At 68.7% G+C, this 18,227-nt stretch carries 12 protein-coding genes; 6 read left to right on the top strand and 6 right to left on the bottom strand.

Annotated features, from left to right (window positions below):
• Position 1 precedes the first annotated feature (1 nt).
• From HRU81_10590 to HRU81_10600, 3 genes are all read right to left on the bottom strand, one after another.
• On the bottom strand, positions 2 to 1,057 hold the full coding sequence (locus HRU81_10590) for a 2-oxoacid:ferredoxin oxidoreductase subunit beta (protein QOJ32519.1): 1,056 nt from the start codon (positions 1,055 to 1,057) through the stop codon (positions 2 to 4).
• A complete protein-coding gene (locus tag HRU81_10595) occupies positions 1,054 to 2,865 on the bottom strand; it encodes a 2-oxoacid:acceptor oxidoreductase subunit alpha (protein ID QOJ32520.1) in 1,812 nt (603 codons plus the stop codon). The genes HRU81_10590 and HRU81_10595 overlap by 4 nt, the downstream gene beginning before the upstream one ends.
• Before the next feature lie 85 nt (positions 2,866 to 2,950).
• Positions 2,951 to 4,762: an FAD-dependent oxidoreductase gene (locus HRU81_10600; protein ID QOJ32521.1), complete on the bottom strand. Its 1,812-nt coding sequence runs from the start codon at positions 4,760 to 4,762 to the stop codon at positions 2,951 to 2,953.
• Positions 4,763 to 4,963: 201 nt separating this feature from the next.
• Here HRU81_10600 and HRU81_10605 point away from each other — a divergent pair, with 201 nt between their 5' ends.
• The 5 genes from HRU81_10605 (at position 4,964) to HRU81_10625 (ending at position 10,475) form a co-directional block, all read left to right on the top strand.
• Positions 4,964 to 6,040, top strand: a complete 1,077-nt coding sequence (locus HRU81_10605) for a nitrilase (protein QOJ32522.1) — start codon at positions 4,964 to 4,966, stop codon at positions 6,038 to 6,040.
• Between the two features lie 47 nt (positions 6,041 to 6,087).
• The gene (locus HRU81_10610) at positions 6,088 to 7,416 is read left to right on the top strand and encodes a patatin-like phospholipase family protein (GenBank protein QOJ32523.1); all 1,329 of its coding nucleotides are present in this window, start codon (positions 6,088 to 6,090) and stop codon (positions 7,414 to 7,416) included.
• 131 nt (positions 7,417 to 7,547) lie between these two features.
• Positions 7,548 to 8,675, top strand: coding sequence for an NAD-dependent epimerase/dehydratase family protein (locus tag HRU81_10615; protein QOJ32524.1), 1,128 nt, complete (start codon positions 7,548 to 7,550; stop codon positions 8,673 to 8,675).
• 4 nt (positions 8,676 to 8,679) lie between these two features.
• Positions 8,680 to 10,017, top strand: a complete 1,338-nt coding sequence (locus HRU81_10620; protein QOJ32525.1) for a UDP-glucose/GDP-mannose dehydrogenase family protein — start codon at positions 8,680 to 8,682, stop codon at positions 10,015 to 10,017.
• A gap of 59 nt (positions 10,018 to 10,076) precedes the next feature.
• Positions 10,077 to 10,475, top strand: coding sequence for a RidA family protein (locus tag HRU81_10625; GenBank protein ID QOJ32526.1), 399 nt, complete (start codon positions 10,077 to 10,079; stop codon positions 10,473 to 10,475).
• Here the strand turns inward: HRU81_10625 and HRU81_10630 are convergent.
• From HRU81_10630 to pip, 3 genes are all read right to left on the bottom strand, one after another.
• Positions 10,472 to 12,871: a TonB-dependent receptor gene (locus HRU81_10630; protein ID QOJ32527.1), complete on the bottom strand. Its 2,400-nt coding sequence runs from the start codon at positions 12,869 to 12,871 to the stop codon at positions 10,472 to 10,474. The two genes, HRU81_10625 and HRU81_10630, sit on opposite strands and share 4 nt — an antisense overlap.
• A gap of 180 nt (positions 12,872 to 13,051) precedes the next feature.
• Entirely contained in the window at positions 13,052 to 14,398 is a 1,347-nt protein-coding gene (locus HRU81_10635; GenBank protein ID QOJ32528.1) for a dihydroorotase, read from the bottom strand.
• Positions 14,395 to 15,375, bottom strand: a complete 981-nt coding sequence (pip, locus tag HRU81_10640; GenBank protein QOJ32529.1) for a prolyl aminopeptidase — start codon at positions 15,373 to 15,375, stop codon at positions 14,395 to 14,397. Before pip ends, HRU81_10635 begins: the two co-directional genes overlap by 4 nt.
• A gap of 100 nt (positions 15,376 to 15,475) precedes the next feature.
• On the opposite strand from pip, the gene HRU81_10645 reads away from it, so the two are divergent.
• On the top strand, positions 15,476 to 18,205 hold the full coding sequence (locus HRU81_10645; protein QOJ32530.1) for an insulinase family protein: 2,730 nt from the start codon (positions 15,476 to 15,478) through the stop codon (positions 18,203 to 18,205).
• Positions 18,206 to 18,227 lie beyond the last annotated feature (22 nt).

Genomic DNA, 18,227 nt, shown 5'->3' on the forward strand with positions numbered 1-18,227 from the left:
CCTAGCGGAAGCGCGTCTGGATGGAATCGAGCGCCTTCTGGCCGGGATTCAGGCGGGTATAGGGCACTTCATTGAGCGGCTGTGCCGGCGTCGCCTGGACTTCGTGCATGTCCGGCTGGCCCTCGTCGATGAACAGCAGGCCGGTGACGATCTCGCCCTGGGCCTGGCGCTGCGAGAGGTAGCCGAATGCCGCCATGCGGTCTCTCGCGTCGTAGTCGGCACCCACCTTGCGCAGCAGCACGCGGCTGCCGTCATGCAGGGTCACGGACTGGACGGAACCGGCCACCTGTTCGCTGCGGATCTCCCTGGCCGGGGGCACGTAGTCCGCGTAAATCGCCGCCTGGCGATGCTTGCGGGTGAAGTCGTAGCTCTTGGTCGAGCCCTCGTGGTCGTTGAAGGTCACGCAGGGGGAGATCACGTCGATCATGGCGAAGCCGCGATGCCGGATGCCGGCCTTGAGCAGCGGCACGAGGTGCTCCTTGTCACCCGAGAAACTGCGGGCCACGAAGGTGCAGCCGATCGACAGCGCCAGCAGGCAGGGGTCGATGGGGGGCTGCTGGTTGACCTCGCCCTTCTTCGCCTTGCTGCCCACATCGGCCGAGGCCGAGAACTGGCCCTTGGTCAGGCCATACACGCCGTTGTTCTCGATGACATACAGCATGTCGAGGTTGCGGCGGATCGCATGACAGAACTGCCCGAGGCCGATGGACAGCGTGTCGCCGTCGCCGGAGACACCGATGTAGGTGAGGTCGCGGTTGGCGGCACTGGCACCGGTGGCCACCGAGGCCATGCGCCCGTGCACCGAATTGAAGCCATGCGATGCCGAGGCGAAGTAGGCCGGGGTCTTCGAGGAGCAGCCGATGCCGGAGAGCTTCGCCATGCGGTGCGGCGGAATGGACAGCTCGAAGGCGGCCTGCACCAGCGCGGCGGTGATGGAGTCGTGGCCGCAGCCGGCGCAGAGGGTGGACATGCCGCCCTCGTAGTCGCGCAGCGAGAGCCCGAGTTCGTTACGCGGCAGCCCCGGGTGGACCACCTTCGGCTTGGCGATGTAGCTCATGCGGCTTTGCCCCTGGCCATGTCCTGGTTGATGCCGTCGACGATGCTCGCCGCGGTGACGGGCAAGCCGTCGTAGTGGAGCACGGGAACGAGCTTGTCCTGCTCGACCCGTGTTTCCAGCAGCAGCAGCGCCCGCAGCTGGGCGTCACGATTCTGCTCGACCACGTAGATGCGGTCGTGGGCGTCGAGGAACTCCTGCACGGCCTTGCCGAACGGGAATGCCCTGACCCGCAGGTAGCTGGTGCCGACGCCGGACGCGGCGAGCCGGTCGCGCGCCTCGCGCACCGCGCCGTCGCAGCTGCCCACCGAGAGGATGCCGATGCGGTGGTGCCCGGCCTGGTCGACCACCGGCCCGGGGACCAGCGTCTTCGCGGTCTCCCACTTGAGGCGCAGCCGGTCCACCACATGCTGGTATTCCTTCGCGTCCTCGGTATAGGCGCCGTACATGTTGTGCCCGGAGCCGCGGGTGAAGTACGCGCCCTTCGGGTGCACGCCCGGCAGGCTGCGCCAGGGAATGCCATCGTTGTCGACGTCGAGGTAACGGTGGAACTTCTCGATCGCCTCCAGCTGGCTGGCGCTCATCACCTTGCCGCGGTCGGGCTGGTAGCCGGCATCCCATTTCAGCTCGCGGCACATCCAGTCGTTCATGCCGATGTCGAGGTCCGTCAGCACGATCACCGGCGTCTGCAGCCGTTCGGCCAGGTTGAAGGCCTCGGCGCTCAGATAGAAGGCTTCCTCCGGGTTGGCCGGGAACAGCAGCACGTGGCGCGTGTCGCCATGGGATGCGTAGGCGCAGGCCATGATGTCGGCCTGCTGCGTGCGCGTCGGCATGCCGGTGGAGGGCCCGCAGCGCTGCACATTGATCAGGACCGCCGGGATCTCGGTGAAATACCCGTAGCCGAGGAACTCGCCCATCAGCGAGATGCCGGGCCCGCTGGTCGAGGTGAAGGATCGCGCGCCGTTCCAGCTTGCCCCGAGCACCATGCCGATCGCCGCGAGCTCGTCTTCGGCCTGGATGATGGCCACGTTGCTGCGCCCGGTCTCCGGGTCCTTGCGCAGCCGCTCGGCGTAGCGCTTGAAGGAGTCGATCACGGAGGTCGAGGGCGTGATCGGGTACCAGCCGACCACCGTGGCCCCGGCAAACAGCGCACCGAGCGCGGCGGTGGAGTTGCCGTCGATCATGATGTGGCCGCCGGTCTCGTCCATCACCTGCGCCCGGAACGGCAGGGGGCAGGCGAAGTGCTCCTTCGCATAGTGGTAGCCCAGGTCGAAGGCGGCCTGGTTGGAATCGAGCAGCTGCGGCTTGGCGCCATAGCTCTCCTGGAGCAGGCTGCGCACCACGCCCATGTCGATGTCGAGCAGGGCCGCCAGCACGCCGACATAGGCGATGTTCTTCATCAGCACGCGCTCGCGCGCCCTGCTGAAGCGCTCGTTGCACATGCGGGCCAGGGGCACGCCGAGCACCGTGATGTCCTCGCGGGCCAGTTGCCGGTCCCGGGGCCAGGTGGAGTCGTAGATGAGGTAGCCGCCCGCCGCCACTTCCGCCAGGTCCTTGCGGTAGGTCTGGGCGTTCATCGCCACCATGACATCGACGCGACCGGAGCGGCAGATGTAGCCATCCCTGCTGGCGCGGATCTCGTACCAGGTGGGCAGCCCCTGGATGTTGGACGGGAAGTAGTTCTTGCCCGCCACGGGGATGCCCATGCGGAAGAAGGACTTCATCAGCAGGGTGTTGGCGCTGGCCGAGCCGGTGCCGTTGACGTTGGCGATCTTGACGGTGAAGTCGTTGTCTCGGGGTGTGTGGCTCATGGGGCTCGTTGCAGCTGGTTGTCAGGCTCAGCCGGCTGCCATGGCCGCCGGCCGGGGCCGGCGGCGGGCGCTGGCGCCAGCGGGTTCAGGTTCCGGTCTTGACCCGGGGCAGGGCCGGAGCGGGCTCATCGCGTGCGTAGGGCACCTTGAGGGTGAATTTCTGCATGTCCCAGGCGCCAGTCGGGCAGCGCTCGGCACAGAGGCTGCAGTGCAGGCAGAGGTCCTCGTCCTTGACCATGACGCGACCGGTCTGGGGCAGCGGGCCGGAGACGAACAGCGCCTGCTCCAGGTTGGCCGACGGCGCCGACAGGCGCTGGCGCAGCTCGTCCTCGGCCCCGTCGGGGGTGATGGTCAGGCAGCGTGTCGGGCAGATGTCCACGCAGGCATCGCACTCGATGCAGAGCTTGTCGGTGAACACCGTCTGGATGTCGCAGTTCAGGCAGCGCTCGACTTCCCGGGTGTACTGCTCGGCGGTGAAGCCAAGTTCCACCTCGAGATCGAGCTTCTGGAAGCGCTCCTTCAGCGCGACGTGCGGCACCAGGCGCCGCTCGGCGGCATCGTAGGCGTTGCTGAAGGCCCACTCGTGCATGCCCATCTTCGAGGTGGCCAGGTTCATGCCGTAGGGCGGCCGGCTGGCGATGTCCTCGCCGTGGCAGTAACGGTGGATGGAGATCGCGGCCTGGTGGCCATGCTCCACCGCCCAGATGATGTTCTTCGGGCCGAAGGCGGCATCACCGCCGAAGAACACGCCCGGCCGCGTGCCCTGGTAGGTACCGGCGTCCACCACCGGCACGTCCCACTTGTCGAACTCGATGCCGATATCGCGCTCGATCCAGGGGAAGGCGTTCTCCTGGCCGATCGCCAGCACCACGTCATCACAGGGAAACAGCTCCTCGCCGATGACCTTCTCGCTGGTGATGCGGCCACGGGCGTCGAATTCGTAGGCCATCTTCTCGAAGATCATGCCGGTGAGCCTGCCACCGGTGACGACGAAGGACTTCGGCGCGTGGTTCACCACGATCTCGACCGTCTCCTCCTCGGCATCCTGCAGCTCCCAGGGCGAGGCCTTGAAGAACTCGCGCGGCTTGCGCGCCATGACCTTGACGCTCTTCGCGCCCAGCCGCAGCGAGGTGCGGCAGCAGTCCATGGCGGTGTTGCCCACGCCGATGATCAGCACCTTCTCGCCGATCCGCTCGACGTGGCCGAAGGCCACCGACTCCAGCCACTGGATGCCGATGTGGATGTTGGCCGCTGCCGCCTCGCGCCCCGGCAGGCGCAGGTTCTTGCCCTTCGGCGCGCCGCTGCCGACGAAGATCGCGTCGTAGTTCTCCGCCAGCAGCGCCCGCATGCTCTCCACCGGCGTGCCGAGGCGCAGGTCCGCGCCCATGCCGATGATCATGTCGATCTCCTCGTCCAGCACCTCCACGGGCAGGCGGAACGAGGGAATATTGCTGCGCATCAGGCCGCCGGGCACACCCAGGGCCTCGTAGATCACCACTTCATATCCGAGCGGCAGCAGATCGTTGGCGACCGTCAGCGAAGCGGGGCCGGCACCCACCAGGGCGACGCGCTTGCCGTTCTTCTGCGCCGGCGCCCGGGGCAGCAACGCGGCGACATCGTCACGCAGGTCGGCCGCGACGCGCTTGAGGCGGCAGATCGCCACCGGCTTTTCCTCCACGCGACCGCGGCGGCAGGCCGGCTCGCAGGGGCGGTCGCAGACGCGCCCGAGGATGCCCGGGAACACGTTGGCCTGCCGGTTGAGCATGTAGGCGTCGGTGTAGCGTCCCTGGGCGATGAGGCGTATGTAGCCAGGTACGTCGGTGTGGGCGGGACAGCCCCATTGGCAATCGACGACCTTGTGGAAGTAGTCCGGGTTCTTGGTATCGGTGGGCTGCATGGCGAGGGGATGCGCTTCCCGGAGGCTCCGGGCCCGATGAAAACGGTCAGGTTGAAAGTGACTGGCTGCGGAATTGCACCGGATTATACATACCGGTCCTGCAAAGCAAATCGTGGCTTGCACCGCCTCGCCGGACGGTGAAGAATCCGCCGGCGGCAACGCGGCAGCCCCGTCGCATCGCCCTCCCGGGAAGAAACCTTGATGTCAAACAATACTCCGTCCACGCCGATCCCGCGTTATGCAGCCATCGCCCTGCAACTCGCCACCGCCTGCGTCAACGACTGTGCCGATCGCGCCACCGCACGCCAGCGCATGGCGGACAGCATCCGCCGGGTCCGCCAGGCCGTTGCCGGCAGCAAGGCCTTCCTGCGCCAGTACAGCGGCATGGATGCCCGCCTGGTGGTGCTGCCGGAATATTTCCTCACGGGCTTCCCGATGGGCGAGTCGGTGCCGGAATGGCGCGACAAGGCCGCGCTGCAGATCGACGGCCCCGAGTACCAGGCATTGGGCGCCATCGCCCGGGACCTGGACCTGTACCTCGCCGGCAATGCCTACGAGGTGGATCCGCATTTCCCGGACCTCTATTTCCAGTGCTGCTTCATCATCGAGCCCAGCGGCGCGGTGATCCTGCGGTATCGGCGACTGGTGTCGCTGAGTGCTCCCACGCCCTATGACGTCTGGGACCGTTACCTGGAGGTCCACGGCATCGACAAGGTCTTCCCGGTGGCGGACACGCCTATCGGCCGCCTGGCAGCCATCGCCTCGGAGGAGATCCAGTACCCGGAGATCGCCCGCTGCCATGTCATGCGCGGCGCCGAAGTGTTCCTGCATCCGACCAGCGAGGTGGGCAGCCCGCTCATGACCGGCAAGGAGATCGCGCGCCGGGCCAGGGCCGCCGAGAACCTCGCTTATGTCATTTCGGCCAACTCCGCGCGGCTCGAGCACATCGCCATCCCGGCGGAATCGTCCACGGGCATGTCGAAGATCATCGACTACAAGGGCGACGTGCTGGCCGAGGCCGCTGCCGGCGGCGAATCCATGGTCGCCACCGCCACCATCGACATCGAGGCGCTGCGCGCCGCCCGCCGCAAGGGCGGGCTCACCAACATGCTGGTGCGCCAGCCCTTCCAGATCTACGCCGACAACTATGCCCGCACCGTCTTCCATCCCGCGAACCTGCTGCTGCGTGACGGCCAGGTGCGCCTGCCGGAAAAAGGCGAGACCACCCGCTGGCAGCTCGCCGACATCGAGCGGCTGGACAAGGGGGGCCTGATCTGAGCCGCGAACCGCAGCCAGGGCGCCAAACCGGCCTTGCGGCCTGCGTCGTGCTGGCTGCGCTGGTCACCCTGGCCGGCGGCTGCGCCCACTGGCCGGCCACGCCGGCCCTGCAGCAGGCGGGCCAGCCCGGTTACCGCCTCGCCGACTCCGCGCCCGCCGGCCGCTCCGACGACCTGCTGGTGGTGCTGGCGATTTCCGGTGGCGGCATGCGCGCCGCCGCGCTGGGCTTCGGCGTACTCGAGGAACTGCGTCGCACGGAAATTGTGGTCGACGGCCGCCGGCGCCGCCTGCTCGACGAGGTGGACGTGATCTCCGCCGTTTCCGGCGGCACCCTGCCTGCCACCTACTACGCCTGGCGTGGCGAGCGGGTGTTCGACGAGTTCCCGCAGCAGGTGCTGGCCCGCAATTTCGAGCGGGAACTGGCGCTGCGCATCTTCTCGCCCGCCAACTGGTTTCGCCTGCCATCGTCGACCTTCGGCAAGTCCGACCTGTTCGCCGAGCTCTACGACGAGACGGTGTTCGACCATGCCCGCTTCGCGGAGCTGCAGCAGGCCGGCGGTCCGTTCCTGATCATCAACGGCACCGACGTCACCACCGGCGCCCGCTTCACCTTCACCCAGGACCAGTTCGATGCGCTCTGCGGGGATCTCTCGCAGGTCAGCCTGGGCCGGGCCATCGCCACCTCGACCGCGCTGCCGCCGCTGCTCACGCCGGTCACCTTCGAGAACCGGGGCGGCACCTGCGCCCGCAAGCCGGCGCCCTGGGAGCTGGCCGCGGCCGCAGCCGGCGCCAACGCGGAGTCGCCCGGCCGCGCCCTGCTCCGCGCCCGCGCCCTGCAGTCCTATGCAGATCCGGCCCGCCCCTTCGTGCACGTCTTCGACGGCGGGCTGTCGGAGAACCTGGGCCTGGCGGAGCTGCTGCGCGCCATGGAACTGCGCAAGGTGGCCGCCGATGACGCGGTGCTGCCGGCCTTCGGCAAGGCCCACAGGCTGGTGGTCATTGCAGTCAATGCCCTGCGCTTCCCCAGGGTCGACTGGGACGGCTCGGCGGCGCCACCGGGCACCGGCACGCTCGAGGAGCAGATGTGGTCCATCCCGGTGGATCGCATCTCGCTCGACACCGTCGAGCAGGTACGCGACCGGCTGGCGGACTGGCAACGCCAAGCAGCTGCCGATGGCAGGCCACGCCAGGCTTACTTCGCGCAGGTGACCTTCGATGCCCTGAAGAACCCCGCTGAGCGTCGCTACTTCGACGGCGTGAAGACCAGCCTGGCGCTGCCACCGGAAGAAGTCGACAAGCTCCGTGAGGTCGGTGGCCGCCTGCTGCGCGAGGCACCGGGCTTCAGGCGCCTGCTGGCTGAAATGCAGGCCCCCTGAGGCACGCCGCCCCCGGGCCGGGGGCGATCCGTGCGGCCGGTCAAGGAATTGGCAGGACAAAGCTGCTTTAATGTCGGCCCGTCACCAACGATAACCGCGGCCCGGCCCACGCCGGCGGTCGCTTCAACACCATGACAGGCACGAAAAACCCCTTGAACGCCCAGGATGTCGTCAGGCTGGACCTGGACACCATGTGCAGCCACCTCGGCGAGGAATTCGGCCGCATGGCCGGCAAGCGGCTGATGCTGACCGGCGGTGCCGGCTTCCTCGGCCATTATTTCGTGCAGGCCGCCCTGCACTGGAACGGGCTCGGGCGCTCGGCACCCATCGACGTCGTGGTCTACGACAGCTTCGTGCGCGGCATGCCGGCCTGGCTCTCGCGCCTGGAAGGCAACCGCCACCTGCGCCTGGTCCGCCACGACATCCGCGACCCGCTGCCGGCCGACCTCGGCGATTTCCGGTTCATCATCCATGCCGCATCCATCGCCTCGCCGACCTACTACCGCAAGGATCCCATCGGCACCATGGATGCCAACGTCAACGGCCTGCGCATGCTGCTCGAATACGCACGACGGCAGGCCGATGCCGGCAGGCCGGTCGAGGGCTTCCTGTTCTTCTCCAGCAGCGAGATTTACGGCGACCCCTCGCCGGATGCGATTCCCACGCCCGAGACCTACCGCGGCCTGGTGTCCTGCACCGGCCCGCGGGCCTGCTACGACGAGGCCAAGCGCTATGGCGAGACGCTCTGCGTCAACTTCGCGGCCCAGCACGGCGTACCCGTCAAGGTGGCGCGGCCCTTCAACAACTACGGCCCGGGCCTGAAGATCAGCGACCGCCGGGTCATCCCCGACTTCGCCCGCGACATCATGGCAGGCCGCGACATCGTCATGCTCTCGGACGGTTCGCCGAAGCGCACCTTCTGCTACTCGGCGGACGCGGTCACCGGCTACTTCAAGGTGCTGGTGAAGGGCCAGCCCGGCGAGGCCTACAACATCGGCGTGGAAAAGCCGGAGATCTCCATGGCCGACCTGGCCGGGAAACTCACGGAACTGGGCCGCGAGCTGTTCGGCTACCAGGGCCGCGTGGTGCGCCAGACCAGCCAGGAAGCCGCCTACCTCGTCGACAACCCCAACCGCCGCTGCCCGGTGATCGCCAAGGCGCGCAGCCACCTGGGCTACGACCCGGTGGTGCCGCTCGACGAGGGCCTGCGCCGCTCGATGATCTGGTACGGCGACAACCGCATCGCCGAGGACGCCTGAACCCATGAAGATCTCCGTGATCGGCACCGGCTACGTGGGACTGGTGTCCGGCGCCTGCCTCGCCGCGAAGGGCCACGAGGTGACCTGCGTCGACGTCGACCAGGCCAAGGTCGACATGATCAACCAGGGCCGCTCGCCCATCTACGAGAACGGCCTGGACGAGCTGCTGCGCGCCCAGCTCGGCACCCGCCTCACCGCCAGCACCGACCTCGCCGGCGCGGTGGTCGCCACAGACCTGTCGCTGATCGCGGTCGGCACGCCGTTCAACGGCCGGGAGATCGACCTCGGCTTCATCCGCGAGGTTGCCCGGCAGATCGGCGCCGCGCTGCGCCGCAAGCCGGGTTACCACGTGGTGGTGGTCAAGAGCACCGTGGTGCCCGGCACCACCGACGGCGTCGTGCGGCCCATCCTCGAGGAAGCATCGGGCCGGCAGGCCGGCCGCGACTTCGGCGTCGGCATGAACCCCGAGTTCCTCACCGAAGGCGAGGCGGTCGGGGACTTCATGAACCCGGACCGCATCGTCATCGGCGGCATCGATGCGCGCACGCTCGATGCCCAGGCGGAACTCTACGCCGGCTTCAGCAACGTGCCGGTGATCCGCACCAACAACGCCACGGCGGAGATGATCAAGTACACCGCCAACTCGCTGCTGGCCACCGCCATCTCCTTCTCCAACGAGATCGCCAACCTCTGCACGCGCATCGGCGGCATCGATGTTGTCGATGTCATGGCCGGCGTGCATGCCAGCCGCTACCTCACCGCCGAGGGCAAGGATGGCGGCCACTACCGCCCCGGCATCGTCTCCTTCCTCGACGCCGGTTGCGGCTTCGGCGGCAGCTGCCTGCCCAAGGATGTCAGCGCCCTGGCGGTGCACGGCTCGCAGGCCGGCACGCCGATGCCGCTGCTGGAGGCCGTGCTGCGCGTCAATCAGGGCCGACCCGCGCAACTGATCGAGCTGCTGAAGAAGCACCATCCGCAGCTCGAGGGTCTGCGCGTCGCGCTGCTCGGGCTCGCCTTCCGCCCCGACACGAACGACATGCGCGAGTCGCCCGCCATCCCCGTCGCCCGGGGCCTGGTGGCCGAAGGCGCCCGCGTGAAGGCCTACGATCCCGCGGCCATGGACGAAGCGCGCCGGATCCTCGCCGGCCTGCCGATCGAGTACGCCGCCTCGCTGGCGGCGGTCGTGCGGGACGTCGACGCCATCATCCTGGTGACGCGCTGGGACGAGTTCCTCGGGCTGCCGGCGCTGCTGCAGAAGCTGCCCTCGCAACCCGTGGTGGTGGACGGCAGGCGCATGCTGCCAAAGCACGCGGTCGCCCGCTACGAGGGCATTGGCCTGTAGGCAGAGGCTCCGGCCGGGCCGGGTGGCATAATCGGCTGCCCACCAGCCCGGAGAGCTGCATGCCCGCCTATCCCCTGCGCCAGGTCGCCACGCAACCCGACCCCTACGCCCCCTTCCGCATATCGCAGGCCATCGAAGCGGGCGGCTTCGTCTTCGTTTCCGGCCAGGCGGCGCTCGACCTGCAGGGCAGGCTGGTCGGCGGCGATGACTTCGAGGCGCAGGCCGAGCAGGCATTTGCCATGCTCGCGACCGTCCTCGATGCCGCCGGGTCGAGCCTTGCCCGCGTGGTCAAGGTCACGATCTACGTGACCGACATGACGAACTTCCCGACTATCGTCAGGCTGCGGGAGAAGCATTTCTCCCGGCCCTACCCGGCCGACACCATCGTCCAGGTCGGGCAGCTCGCGCTGCCCGAGCTGAAGATCGAGATCGACGCGGTGGCGCTCGCCGGCCGCTAGAAGCGGTAGTTCACCTGCGCGCCCACCTCGCGGCCGCGGTCCAGCACCACGCCGACGCAGCGCTGGCTGGGATAGGCATTGGGCACCGGCAGGTAGGTGCAGGTGTTGGTGGCGTTGGTCAGGCCCGCGACCGGACTGTTGTTGTCGAACAGGTCGCGCACGAAGGCCGCGAACTCCCAGTGGCCGGTCGCATAGGTGCTGCGCAGGTTGACGCGGGTGATGTCCGGGACCTTGGCGAGGTTGGCCTGGTCGGCATAGGAATCACCGGTATAGGTGAGGTTGCCGTCGAGGATCAGGTCCCTGCCCTCGCCCAGCGGCAGCACGTACTGGGTCGACAGGAAAGCGGTCCATTCCGGCAGGTTCACCGAGGTCTTGCCCTCGAAACCCTCGCCGTTGAACAGGCGCCGCAGGTTGGTGTCGTCCGGATAGAAGTTGTTCTTGTACTCGTGCGTCGCATAGCCGATGCCGGCTGCGGCGCTCCAGCGATCGTCGATCTGGAAGGCAGCGTCGAACTCGAAGCCCCAGGCCTCGGACTTGCCGATGTTCTGGTAGGCAGTGCGCGGCACCGCCGGATCCACCGAAGTGTCGAGGAACACCACCGAGAACTGCTGGTCCTTGATGTCGAGCATGTAGGCGGCGCCGTTGAGCTTCAGGCGGCCGTCCAGCCACTCGGTCTTGGCGCCGATCTCGTAGTTGCTCAGCTCCTCCGGCTCGACGTAGAGGAAGTTGGTGGCGATGCTGGTGTTGAAACGCCCTGCCTTCGTGCCCTGCGAGAACAGCGCGTAGTACATCATGCCGGCATCCGGCCGGTACATGAGCGTCACCCGCGGCAGGAAATCGTCATCCTCCTCCGTGGTGGTCCAGCTGCGGGCGTTGGAGGCCTGGCAGCGGCCCGGCGGGCATTCCTCGAGGCGGTTCTTCTCCCGCTGCAGCCGGCCCTCGAGCTCGACCGACCACTGCTCGGCGAACTGGTAGGTCAGGCCGCCGAACACCGCGTAGTTCTCCACTTCCTGCGGGCCGCGGAAGCTGCCCTTGGGGTTGGCCGGGCTCTTGATGGTCTGCAGGTAGAAGCGCTCCTTCTCGGAGAAGTAGTACAGGCCGGCGCGCCAGGTCAGCACGTCGCCGACGGGCGAGAGGACGCGGAACTCGTGGCTCTGGTTGGTGTAGTACTGCTCCTGCGCCGAGAAGAAGCTCGCGTTCTTCGCCAGCGGCGACCCGGACGGCGGCACCGGGCGGTTGTAGGGCGCGCTGCCGAAGAACGGGTCGGGGCTCGCACCGCGGAAATACAGGTCTGAATTGCTCCAGCGCTGGTCATCCGCCCAGCCGGCGAGGTAGGTCAGCTGGTAGTCGTTGAGCCTGTAGGTGATGTTGGAGGAGAAGAAGTTCCGGTCACGGTCGACGCCGCATTTGATGGGGCGGCCGCTGGTGGCATCGCAGCTGCCGGCCCGGGCCGATGGCGCCACCAGGTCATCCGCCGGCCAGAGCAGGCCGGCATCCGTCGGCGTGACGATGCCGGCGCCGCGCTGCACGACGTTGAGGCCGGCCGCGGCCCACTCCTGCGGGTGCAGCGCCACGGTCAGCGGCGGGCCGTCGCGGTCCTCGCTGATGATTCCCCGCAGCCTGATCGACAGGTTCTCGGTGGGCTCGAACAGCAGGGCCGCGGTCAGCGACCGGGTTTCCTCGCGACCGATGTCGACCTCGCGGTAGTACTGGCTCGCGGTGTTGCGGCCGACGATCGAGCCGCTTTCGGACATCGCGCCCATCACCTTGCTGGTGCCGCCGATCTCCAGCCACAGGCGGTCGGTCAGCAATGGCATCTGCACGCTGCCGGTGAGCTGCCAGTTGTCCTCGTCGGCACCATCGTTGCCCGAGTAGCTCATCTTCACGACGCCGGTGAAGGACTCCGTGCGCGGCGACCGGGTCACGTAGTTCAGCGCGCCGGCATAGGTCTGGCGGCCGAAGGTCGTCGCCTGCGGACCACGCAGGACTTCCACGCGCTGCAGCTGGGTCAGGTCCAGGCTCTGCACCGCGCCACCGACATAGACGCCGTCGAGGAACACGCTGACGCCCTGCAGGCGGATGTCGCCGGTATTGGGCGCCACGCCGCGGATGGCCAGCGTGCTCGGGGACTCCCGGCCCTGCCCGGAGGTGAACACCAGGTTGGGCGTGATCTCCGCCAGCGCCCGCAGCTCGGTGACCCGTGCGTGCTCGAGCTGGGACTCGCTCATGGTCGAGATCGACAGCGGCACTTCCTGCAGGTCCTGCTCGCGCTGCTTGGCAGTGACGATGACCTCTTCGATTGCCTGCGCGGAGAGCGGCAAGGCCGATGCGATGGCAAGGGCCAGGATGCTGGCACGCGCGGCGTGGCTGCTGGCACGGCTGTTGTCTGCGTTCAAGGCGAACCCCCTCGGTCTGGCGAAGAATCCCCTGTGATTCCGGCTGCATCCCCGGCCGCTGCCGCGCGCAGGCGGCCCACCGGGAATGGCCGGTTGGCATATTGACATGACAACAGGAGGTTTCCAGCGGGGGCCGGATAGGTATTTTCCGCGGGGGGGCCGGGCAGGGCGGCGCAGGCCTCAGCGGGCGGCGTGGCACTCCAGCCGCCGCCCGGGGATCTCGCCGGTCAGCGCGCCATCCTCCCAGACCACCACACCGTTGACGAGCGTCATCGCCACCCGGGAGCGGAACCGCATGCCCTCGAACGGCGACCAGGCCACCTTGTAGAGCAGGTCGTCGCCGCGGACCTCCTCCCCGTGCTGCAGGTCGACCAGCACCAGGTCGGCCCAGTAGCCCTCGCGGACATAGCCGCGGTCGCGGATGCCGAACAGGTCGGCGACCGCATGGCTGGTCTTGCGGGCGATGGTCTCCAGGCCGAGCGTGCCATCGTGGAAGTGCTCCAGCATCAGCGGCAGGGCGTGCTGGGCCAGCGGCAGGCCCGCCGGCGCCCGCAGGTAGGGCTGCTCCTTCTCGCGCAGCGGATGCGGCGCGTGGTCGGTCGCCACCACGTCGATGCGGTCTTCCTGGAGCGCGGCCAGCAGCGCCGCGCGATCTGCGGCGGTCTTCACCGCCGGGTTGCACTTGATGAGGTTGCCCAGGTCCTCGTAGCGGCTGTCGTCCAGGTACAGGTGGTGGACGCAGACCTCGGCGGTGATGCGCTTGCCCTGCACCGGACCCGGCGTGAACAGCTCCATCTCCCTGGCCGTGGTCAGGTGCAGGACGTGGAGGCGCGCATCGTGCTTGCGCGCCAGGCTGACGGCCAGCGACGAGGACTGGTAACAGGCCTCGGCGGAGCGGATCAGCGGGTGCGCGCTCACCGGCACGTCGTCGCCGTACTGCCCGCGCAGGCGCTGCTCGTTGGCGCGGATCACCGCGTTGTCCTCGCAATGGGTGGCGATCAGCACCGGGCACTCGGCGAAGATGCGTTCCAGCGTCGCCGGGTCGTCGACCAGCATGTTGCCGGTGGATGCGCCCATGAACACCTTCACGCCGCAGGTCTGCTCCGGCCGCACCGCGCGGATCTCGTCGATGTTGTCGTTGGCGCCGCCGAGGTAGAAGGCGAAATTGGCGCGGGCGCGGCCGGCCGCCGCCAGGTACTTGTCCGCCAGCGCCGGCCGGCTGGTGGCATTGGGGATGGTGTTCGGCATGTCCATGAAGCTGGTGATGCCGCCGGCCACCGCCGAGGACGATTCGGTGGCGATGTCGCCCTTGTGCGTCAGGCCGGGCTCGCGGAAGTGCACCTGGTCGTCGATCATGCCGGGCAGCAGGTGGCGGCCGCGGGCATCGATGACCCTGTCGACCTGCTGTCCGGTGAAGCCGAAGCCCACCCGTTCGATGTGGCCGTCGCGGACGAGCACGTCGCCCTGGGTGATCTGTCCCTCGTTGACGATGCTGGCGTTGACGATGAGCAGGGTCTTGCCGGTCATGATGTGGCGAAGCGGTCCGTCGCTGAGATGAGTTCGTGGGTGATGCCGGGCTCGAAGGCCGAGTGGCCGGCATCCGGGACGAGGCGGAAGTCGGCCTCCGGCCAGGCCTCGTGCAGGTCCCAGGCGGTGGTCATGGGGCACACCACGTCGTAGCGCCCCTGGACGATGACGCCCGGGATGTGGCGGATGCGTCCGACGTCCCGCAACAGCTGGTCGGGAGCGTCGAGGAAACCGCCATGGGCGAAATAGTGGGCCTCGATGCGCGCCAATGCCAGCGAAAAGTCGTCGGCGCCGAAGCGCTCCACCGTCGCCGGCGACTCCAACAGGTGGCTGGTGGCGCCCTCCCAGACCGACCAGGCCCGCGCCGCCGCCTGCGCCACCGCCGGGTCATCGCCGGTGAGGCGCCGGTGATAGGCGGCAAGCAGGTCGCCACGCTCCTCGGGCGGGATGGGCGCCAGGTATTGCTGCCAGCGGTCGGGAAACAGCTCGCTCGCGCCGTGCTGGTAGAACCAGGCAAGTTCCGCGGGACGCAGCATGAAGATGCCGCGCAGCACCAGCTGCGTCACACGCAGCGGGTGCGCCTCGGCGTAGGCCAGCGACAGCGTGCTGCCCCAGGAGCCGCCGAACACCAGCCAGCGGTCGATGCCGAGCGCCTCGCGCAGGCGCTCCATGTCCGCCACCAGCGCCGCCGTGGTGTTGTCGCGCAGCTCCGCGTGCGGGCGGCTGCGGCCGCAGCCGCGCTGGTCGAGCAGGACGATGCGATAGCGGGCGGGGTCGAAGAAGCGCCGCGCATTGCGATCGCCGCCGGCACCGGGGCCGCCGTGGACGAAGATCGCGGGCTTGCCATGCGGGTTGCCGCACTCCTCGTAGTAGAGGTCATGCAGCGGCGAGACGCGCAGGTAGCCGCTCCGGCAGGGCTCGAGTTCCGGATAAAGGCCACGGCGCACGGTGCGGGCATCTGCAGCAATGGAAGACATCGCCGGCAGTATAGCCGCATCCCCCGCGCGGCGGCCGCGGGCGCCGGCGGCGCGCCTGCTAGAATCGCCGCCTCTTTCCCCGCCCAGGCCGAGTGTGCACATGAAACCCACCGCCCGCATCGCCTTCGTCTGTCTCCTCGCCGCCCTGGGCAATGCCGCCCCCGCTGCCGCCGGCATCGACATTCCCTACCGCATGCAGGTGCTCGACAACGGCCTCACGGTCATCGTCAACGAGGACCACAAGGCACCGGTGGTGGCCGTGAACATCTGGTATCACGTGGGCTCGAAGAACGAGGTGCGCGGCCGCACCGGCTTCGCCCATCTGTTCGAGCACCTGATGTTCCAGGGCTCCGAGCACCACGACGGCGAGTTCCTCACCGCCCTCGAGGACCTCGGCGCCACCGACTTCAACGGCACCACCTGGTTCGACCGCACCAATTACTTCCAGACCGTGCCGAAGAACGCCCTCGACTCCATCCTCTGGCTCGAATCCGACCGCATGGGACACTTCCTCGGCGCCATCACCCAGGCCAAGCTCGACGAGCAGCGTGGCGTGGTGCAGAACGAGAAGCGGCAGGGTGACAACCAGCCCTACGGGCGCGTCTGGGACTACCTGCAGCCGGCGCTGTTCCCGCCGCAGCACCCGTACTCCTGGGAGACCATCGGCTCCATGGAGGACCTCGACGCCGCGACGCTGGACAACGTCCGCGACTGGTTCAAGGCCTACTACGGGCCCAACAACGCGGTGCTGGCCATCGCCGGCGACATCACCGCCGAGGAGGCCTTCGCCAAGGCGAAGCTCTACTTCGGCGACCTGGCGCCCGTGCCACCCATCACGCGTCCCGGCGTGTGGATCCCGCGACTGGCGGGGAACCGCCTGATCACCATGCAGGATCGCGTGCCGCAGGCCCGCATCTACCGCGCCTGGACCGGCCCGAACTGGGGCACGGCCGATTCGCGCCACCTGACGCTGGCGGCGGCGGTGCTGGCGGGCGACAAGAACTCTCGCCTCTACCAGCGCCTCGTCTACCGGGACCGCATCGCCAGCGACGTGGCGCTGGAGGTGCTGCCGCTGGAGATGGCCGGCATCACCGACCTCGAGGTCACCGCCCAGCCCGGCGTCGAGCCCGCCACCATCGAGGCCGCGATCCAGGAGGAACTCGACGCCTTCATGGGCAAGGGCCCGACCCGCAAGGAACTCGAACGCGTCGCCTCGCAGTATCGCGCCGGTTTCCTCCACGGCATCGAGCAGGTCGGCGGCTTCAACGGCAAGGCCGGCATCCTCGCCGAAAGCATGACGCTCGGCGGCAGCCCGGACGCCTGGAAGCAGGACCTGGCGGTACTGGATACCGCAAGCCCCGAGGACCTGCGGCGCGTGGCGCGGGAGTGGCTTGGCGGCGGTTCGGTCACGCTGCGCGTGCTGCCCTACGGGAAGCCGGTGGCGGACGCCGGCGGTGCAGATCGCAGCCGGATGCCGGCACCCGGTCCGGCACCGGCGGTCGGCTTCCCCGCGGTGGAGCGGGCGAGCCTCGCCAACGGCCTGAAGATCGAACTGGTGCCACGGCCCGGCATCGGCTTCGTCCAGGCCCAGCTGGTGCTCGACGGCGGCTTCGCCACCGATCCGCCGGGCCACCCCGGCACCGCCAGCCTCGCCATGGCGATGCTGGACGAGGGCACGCGCTCGCGCAGCACCATGCAGATCAGCGGGGAGCTGGCGCTGCTCGGCGCCAGCCTCGGCACCTCGGTCAGCCTCGACAACGCGGCGGTCAGCCTCTCGGCGCTGAGCGACAAGCTCGCGCCCTCCTTCGACATCTTCGCCGACGTCATCCTGAATGCCAGCTTCCCGCAGTCCGAACTCGAGCGCCTGCGCGGACTGGCGCTGGCCGGGCTGCGACAGGAAAAGAACCGCCCCAACGCCATGGCGCTGCGCGTGCTGCCCAAGCTGCTCTACGGCGCCGGACACCCCTACGCGCAGCCGCTGACCGGCACCGGCACCGAAGCGGCCATCGAGGCCATGACCCGCGACGAGCTGGTGGCGTTCCGCGACGCCTGGTTCCGGCCGAACCACGCCACGCTGGTGGTAGCCGGCGACACCACCATGGCGCAGCTGCAGCCCCTGCTCGAACGGCTCTTCGGGCACTGGCAGGCGGGCAGCGTGCCGGTGCGGCAGGTCGGCCCTGCCCGCGGCACGGCGGACAACGTGCTCCATATCCTCGACCGTCCGGGTGCCGACCAGTCGGTGATCTTCGTCGGCCAGCTCATGCCGCCGAAGGACAACCCGGACGAGTTCGCCATCCAGGCCATGAACAACATCCTCGGCGGCCAGTCCTCGGCGCGCATCAACATGAACCTGCGCGAGGACAAGCACTGGTCCTACGGTGCCTACAGCGTGCTGCGCGATGCACGGGGCCAGCGGCCGTTCTTCGCCTATGCGCCGGTGCAGACCGACAAGACCGCCGAAGCCCTGCGCGAGCTGCGCGGCGAGCTCCAGGCCATCGCCGGCAGCCGCCCGCCCACCGCCGCGGAACTCGATCGCGTGAAGAACACCGAGGTGCTGCAGCTGCCCGGCCGCTGGGAAACCGCCAGCGCGGTAGCCGGTGCGCTGGCGGAAAGCGTGCGCTTCGGCCTGCCGGATGACTACTGGCAGACCTATGCCGCCAAGGTCCGCGCGGTGAGCCTCGCCGACGTCGATCGCGCCGCGCGCGAATACCTGCGGCCGGACCGCGAGGTCTTCGTGGTGGTCGGCGACCGGGCGAAGATCGAGCCCGCGCTGTCGAAGCTCGGCTTCGCGCGCATCAGCGCCATCAACGCGGACGGGGACACGCCCTGAGCGAACGCCGGCCGTTCTTCTA

It is taken from the genome of Gammaproteobacteria bacterium (genome assembly GCA_015709695.1).
GTDB lineage: Bacteria > Pseudomonadota > Gammaproteobacteria > Steroidobacterales.

Bases quoted from the DNA above. Each gene is read 5' to 3' on its own strand.
- HRU81_10590 (QOJ32519.1), bottom strand. From the start codon at position 1,057: ATGAGCTACATCGCCAAGCCGAAGGTGGTCCACCCGGGGCTGCCGCGT.
- HRU81_10595 (QOJ32520.1), bottom strand. From the start codon at position 2,865: ATGAGCCACACACCCCGAGACAACGACTTCACCGTCAAGATCGCCAAC.
- HRU81_10600 (QOJ32521.1), bottom strand. From the start codon at position 4,762: ATGCAGCCCACCGATACCAAGAACCCGGACTACTTCCACAAGGTCGTC.
- HRU81_10605 (QOJ32522.1), top strand. From the start codon at position 4,964: ATGTCAAACAATACTCCGTCCACGCCGATCCCGCGTTATGCAGCCATC.
- HRU81_10615 (QOJ32524.1), top strand. From the start codon at position 7,548: ATGACAGGCACGAAAAACCCCTTGAACGCCCAGGATGTCGTCAGGCTG.
- HRU81_10620 (QOJ32525.1), top strand. From the start codon at position 8,680: ATGAAGATCTCCGTGATCGGCACCGGCTACGTGGGACTGGTGTCCGGC.
- HRU81_10625 (QOJ32526.1), top strand. From the start codon at position 10,077: ATGCCCGCCTATCCCCTGCGCCAGGTCGCCACGCAACCCGACCCCTAC.
- HRU81_10635 (QOJ32528.1), bottom strand. From the start codon at position 14,398: ATGACCGGCAAGACCCTGCTCATCGTCAACGCCAGCATCGTCAACGAG.
- pip (QOJ32529.1), bottom strand. From the start codon at position 15,375: ATGTCTTCCATTGCTGCAGATGCCCGCACCGTGCGCCGTGGCCTTTAT.
- HRU81_10645 (QOJ32530.1), top strand. From the start codon at position 15,476: ATGAAACCCACCGCCCGCATCGCCTTCGTCTGTCTCCTCGCCGCCCTG.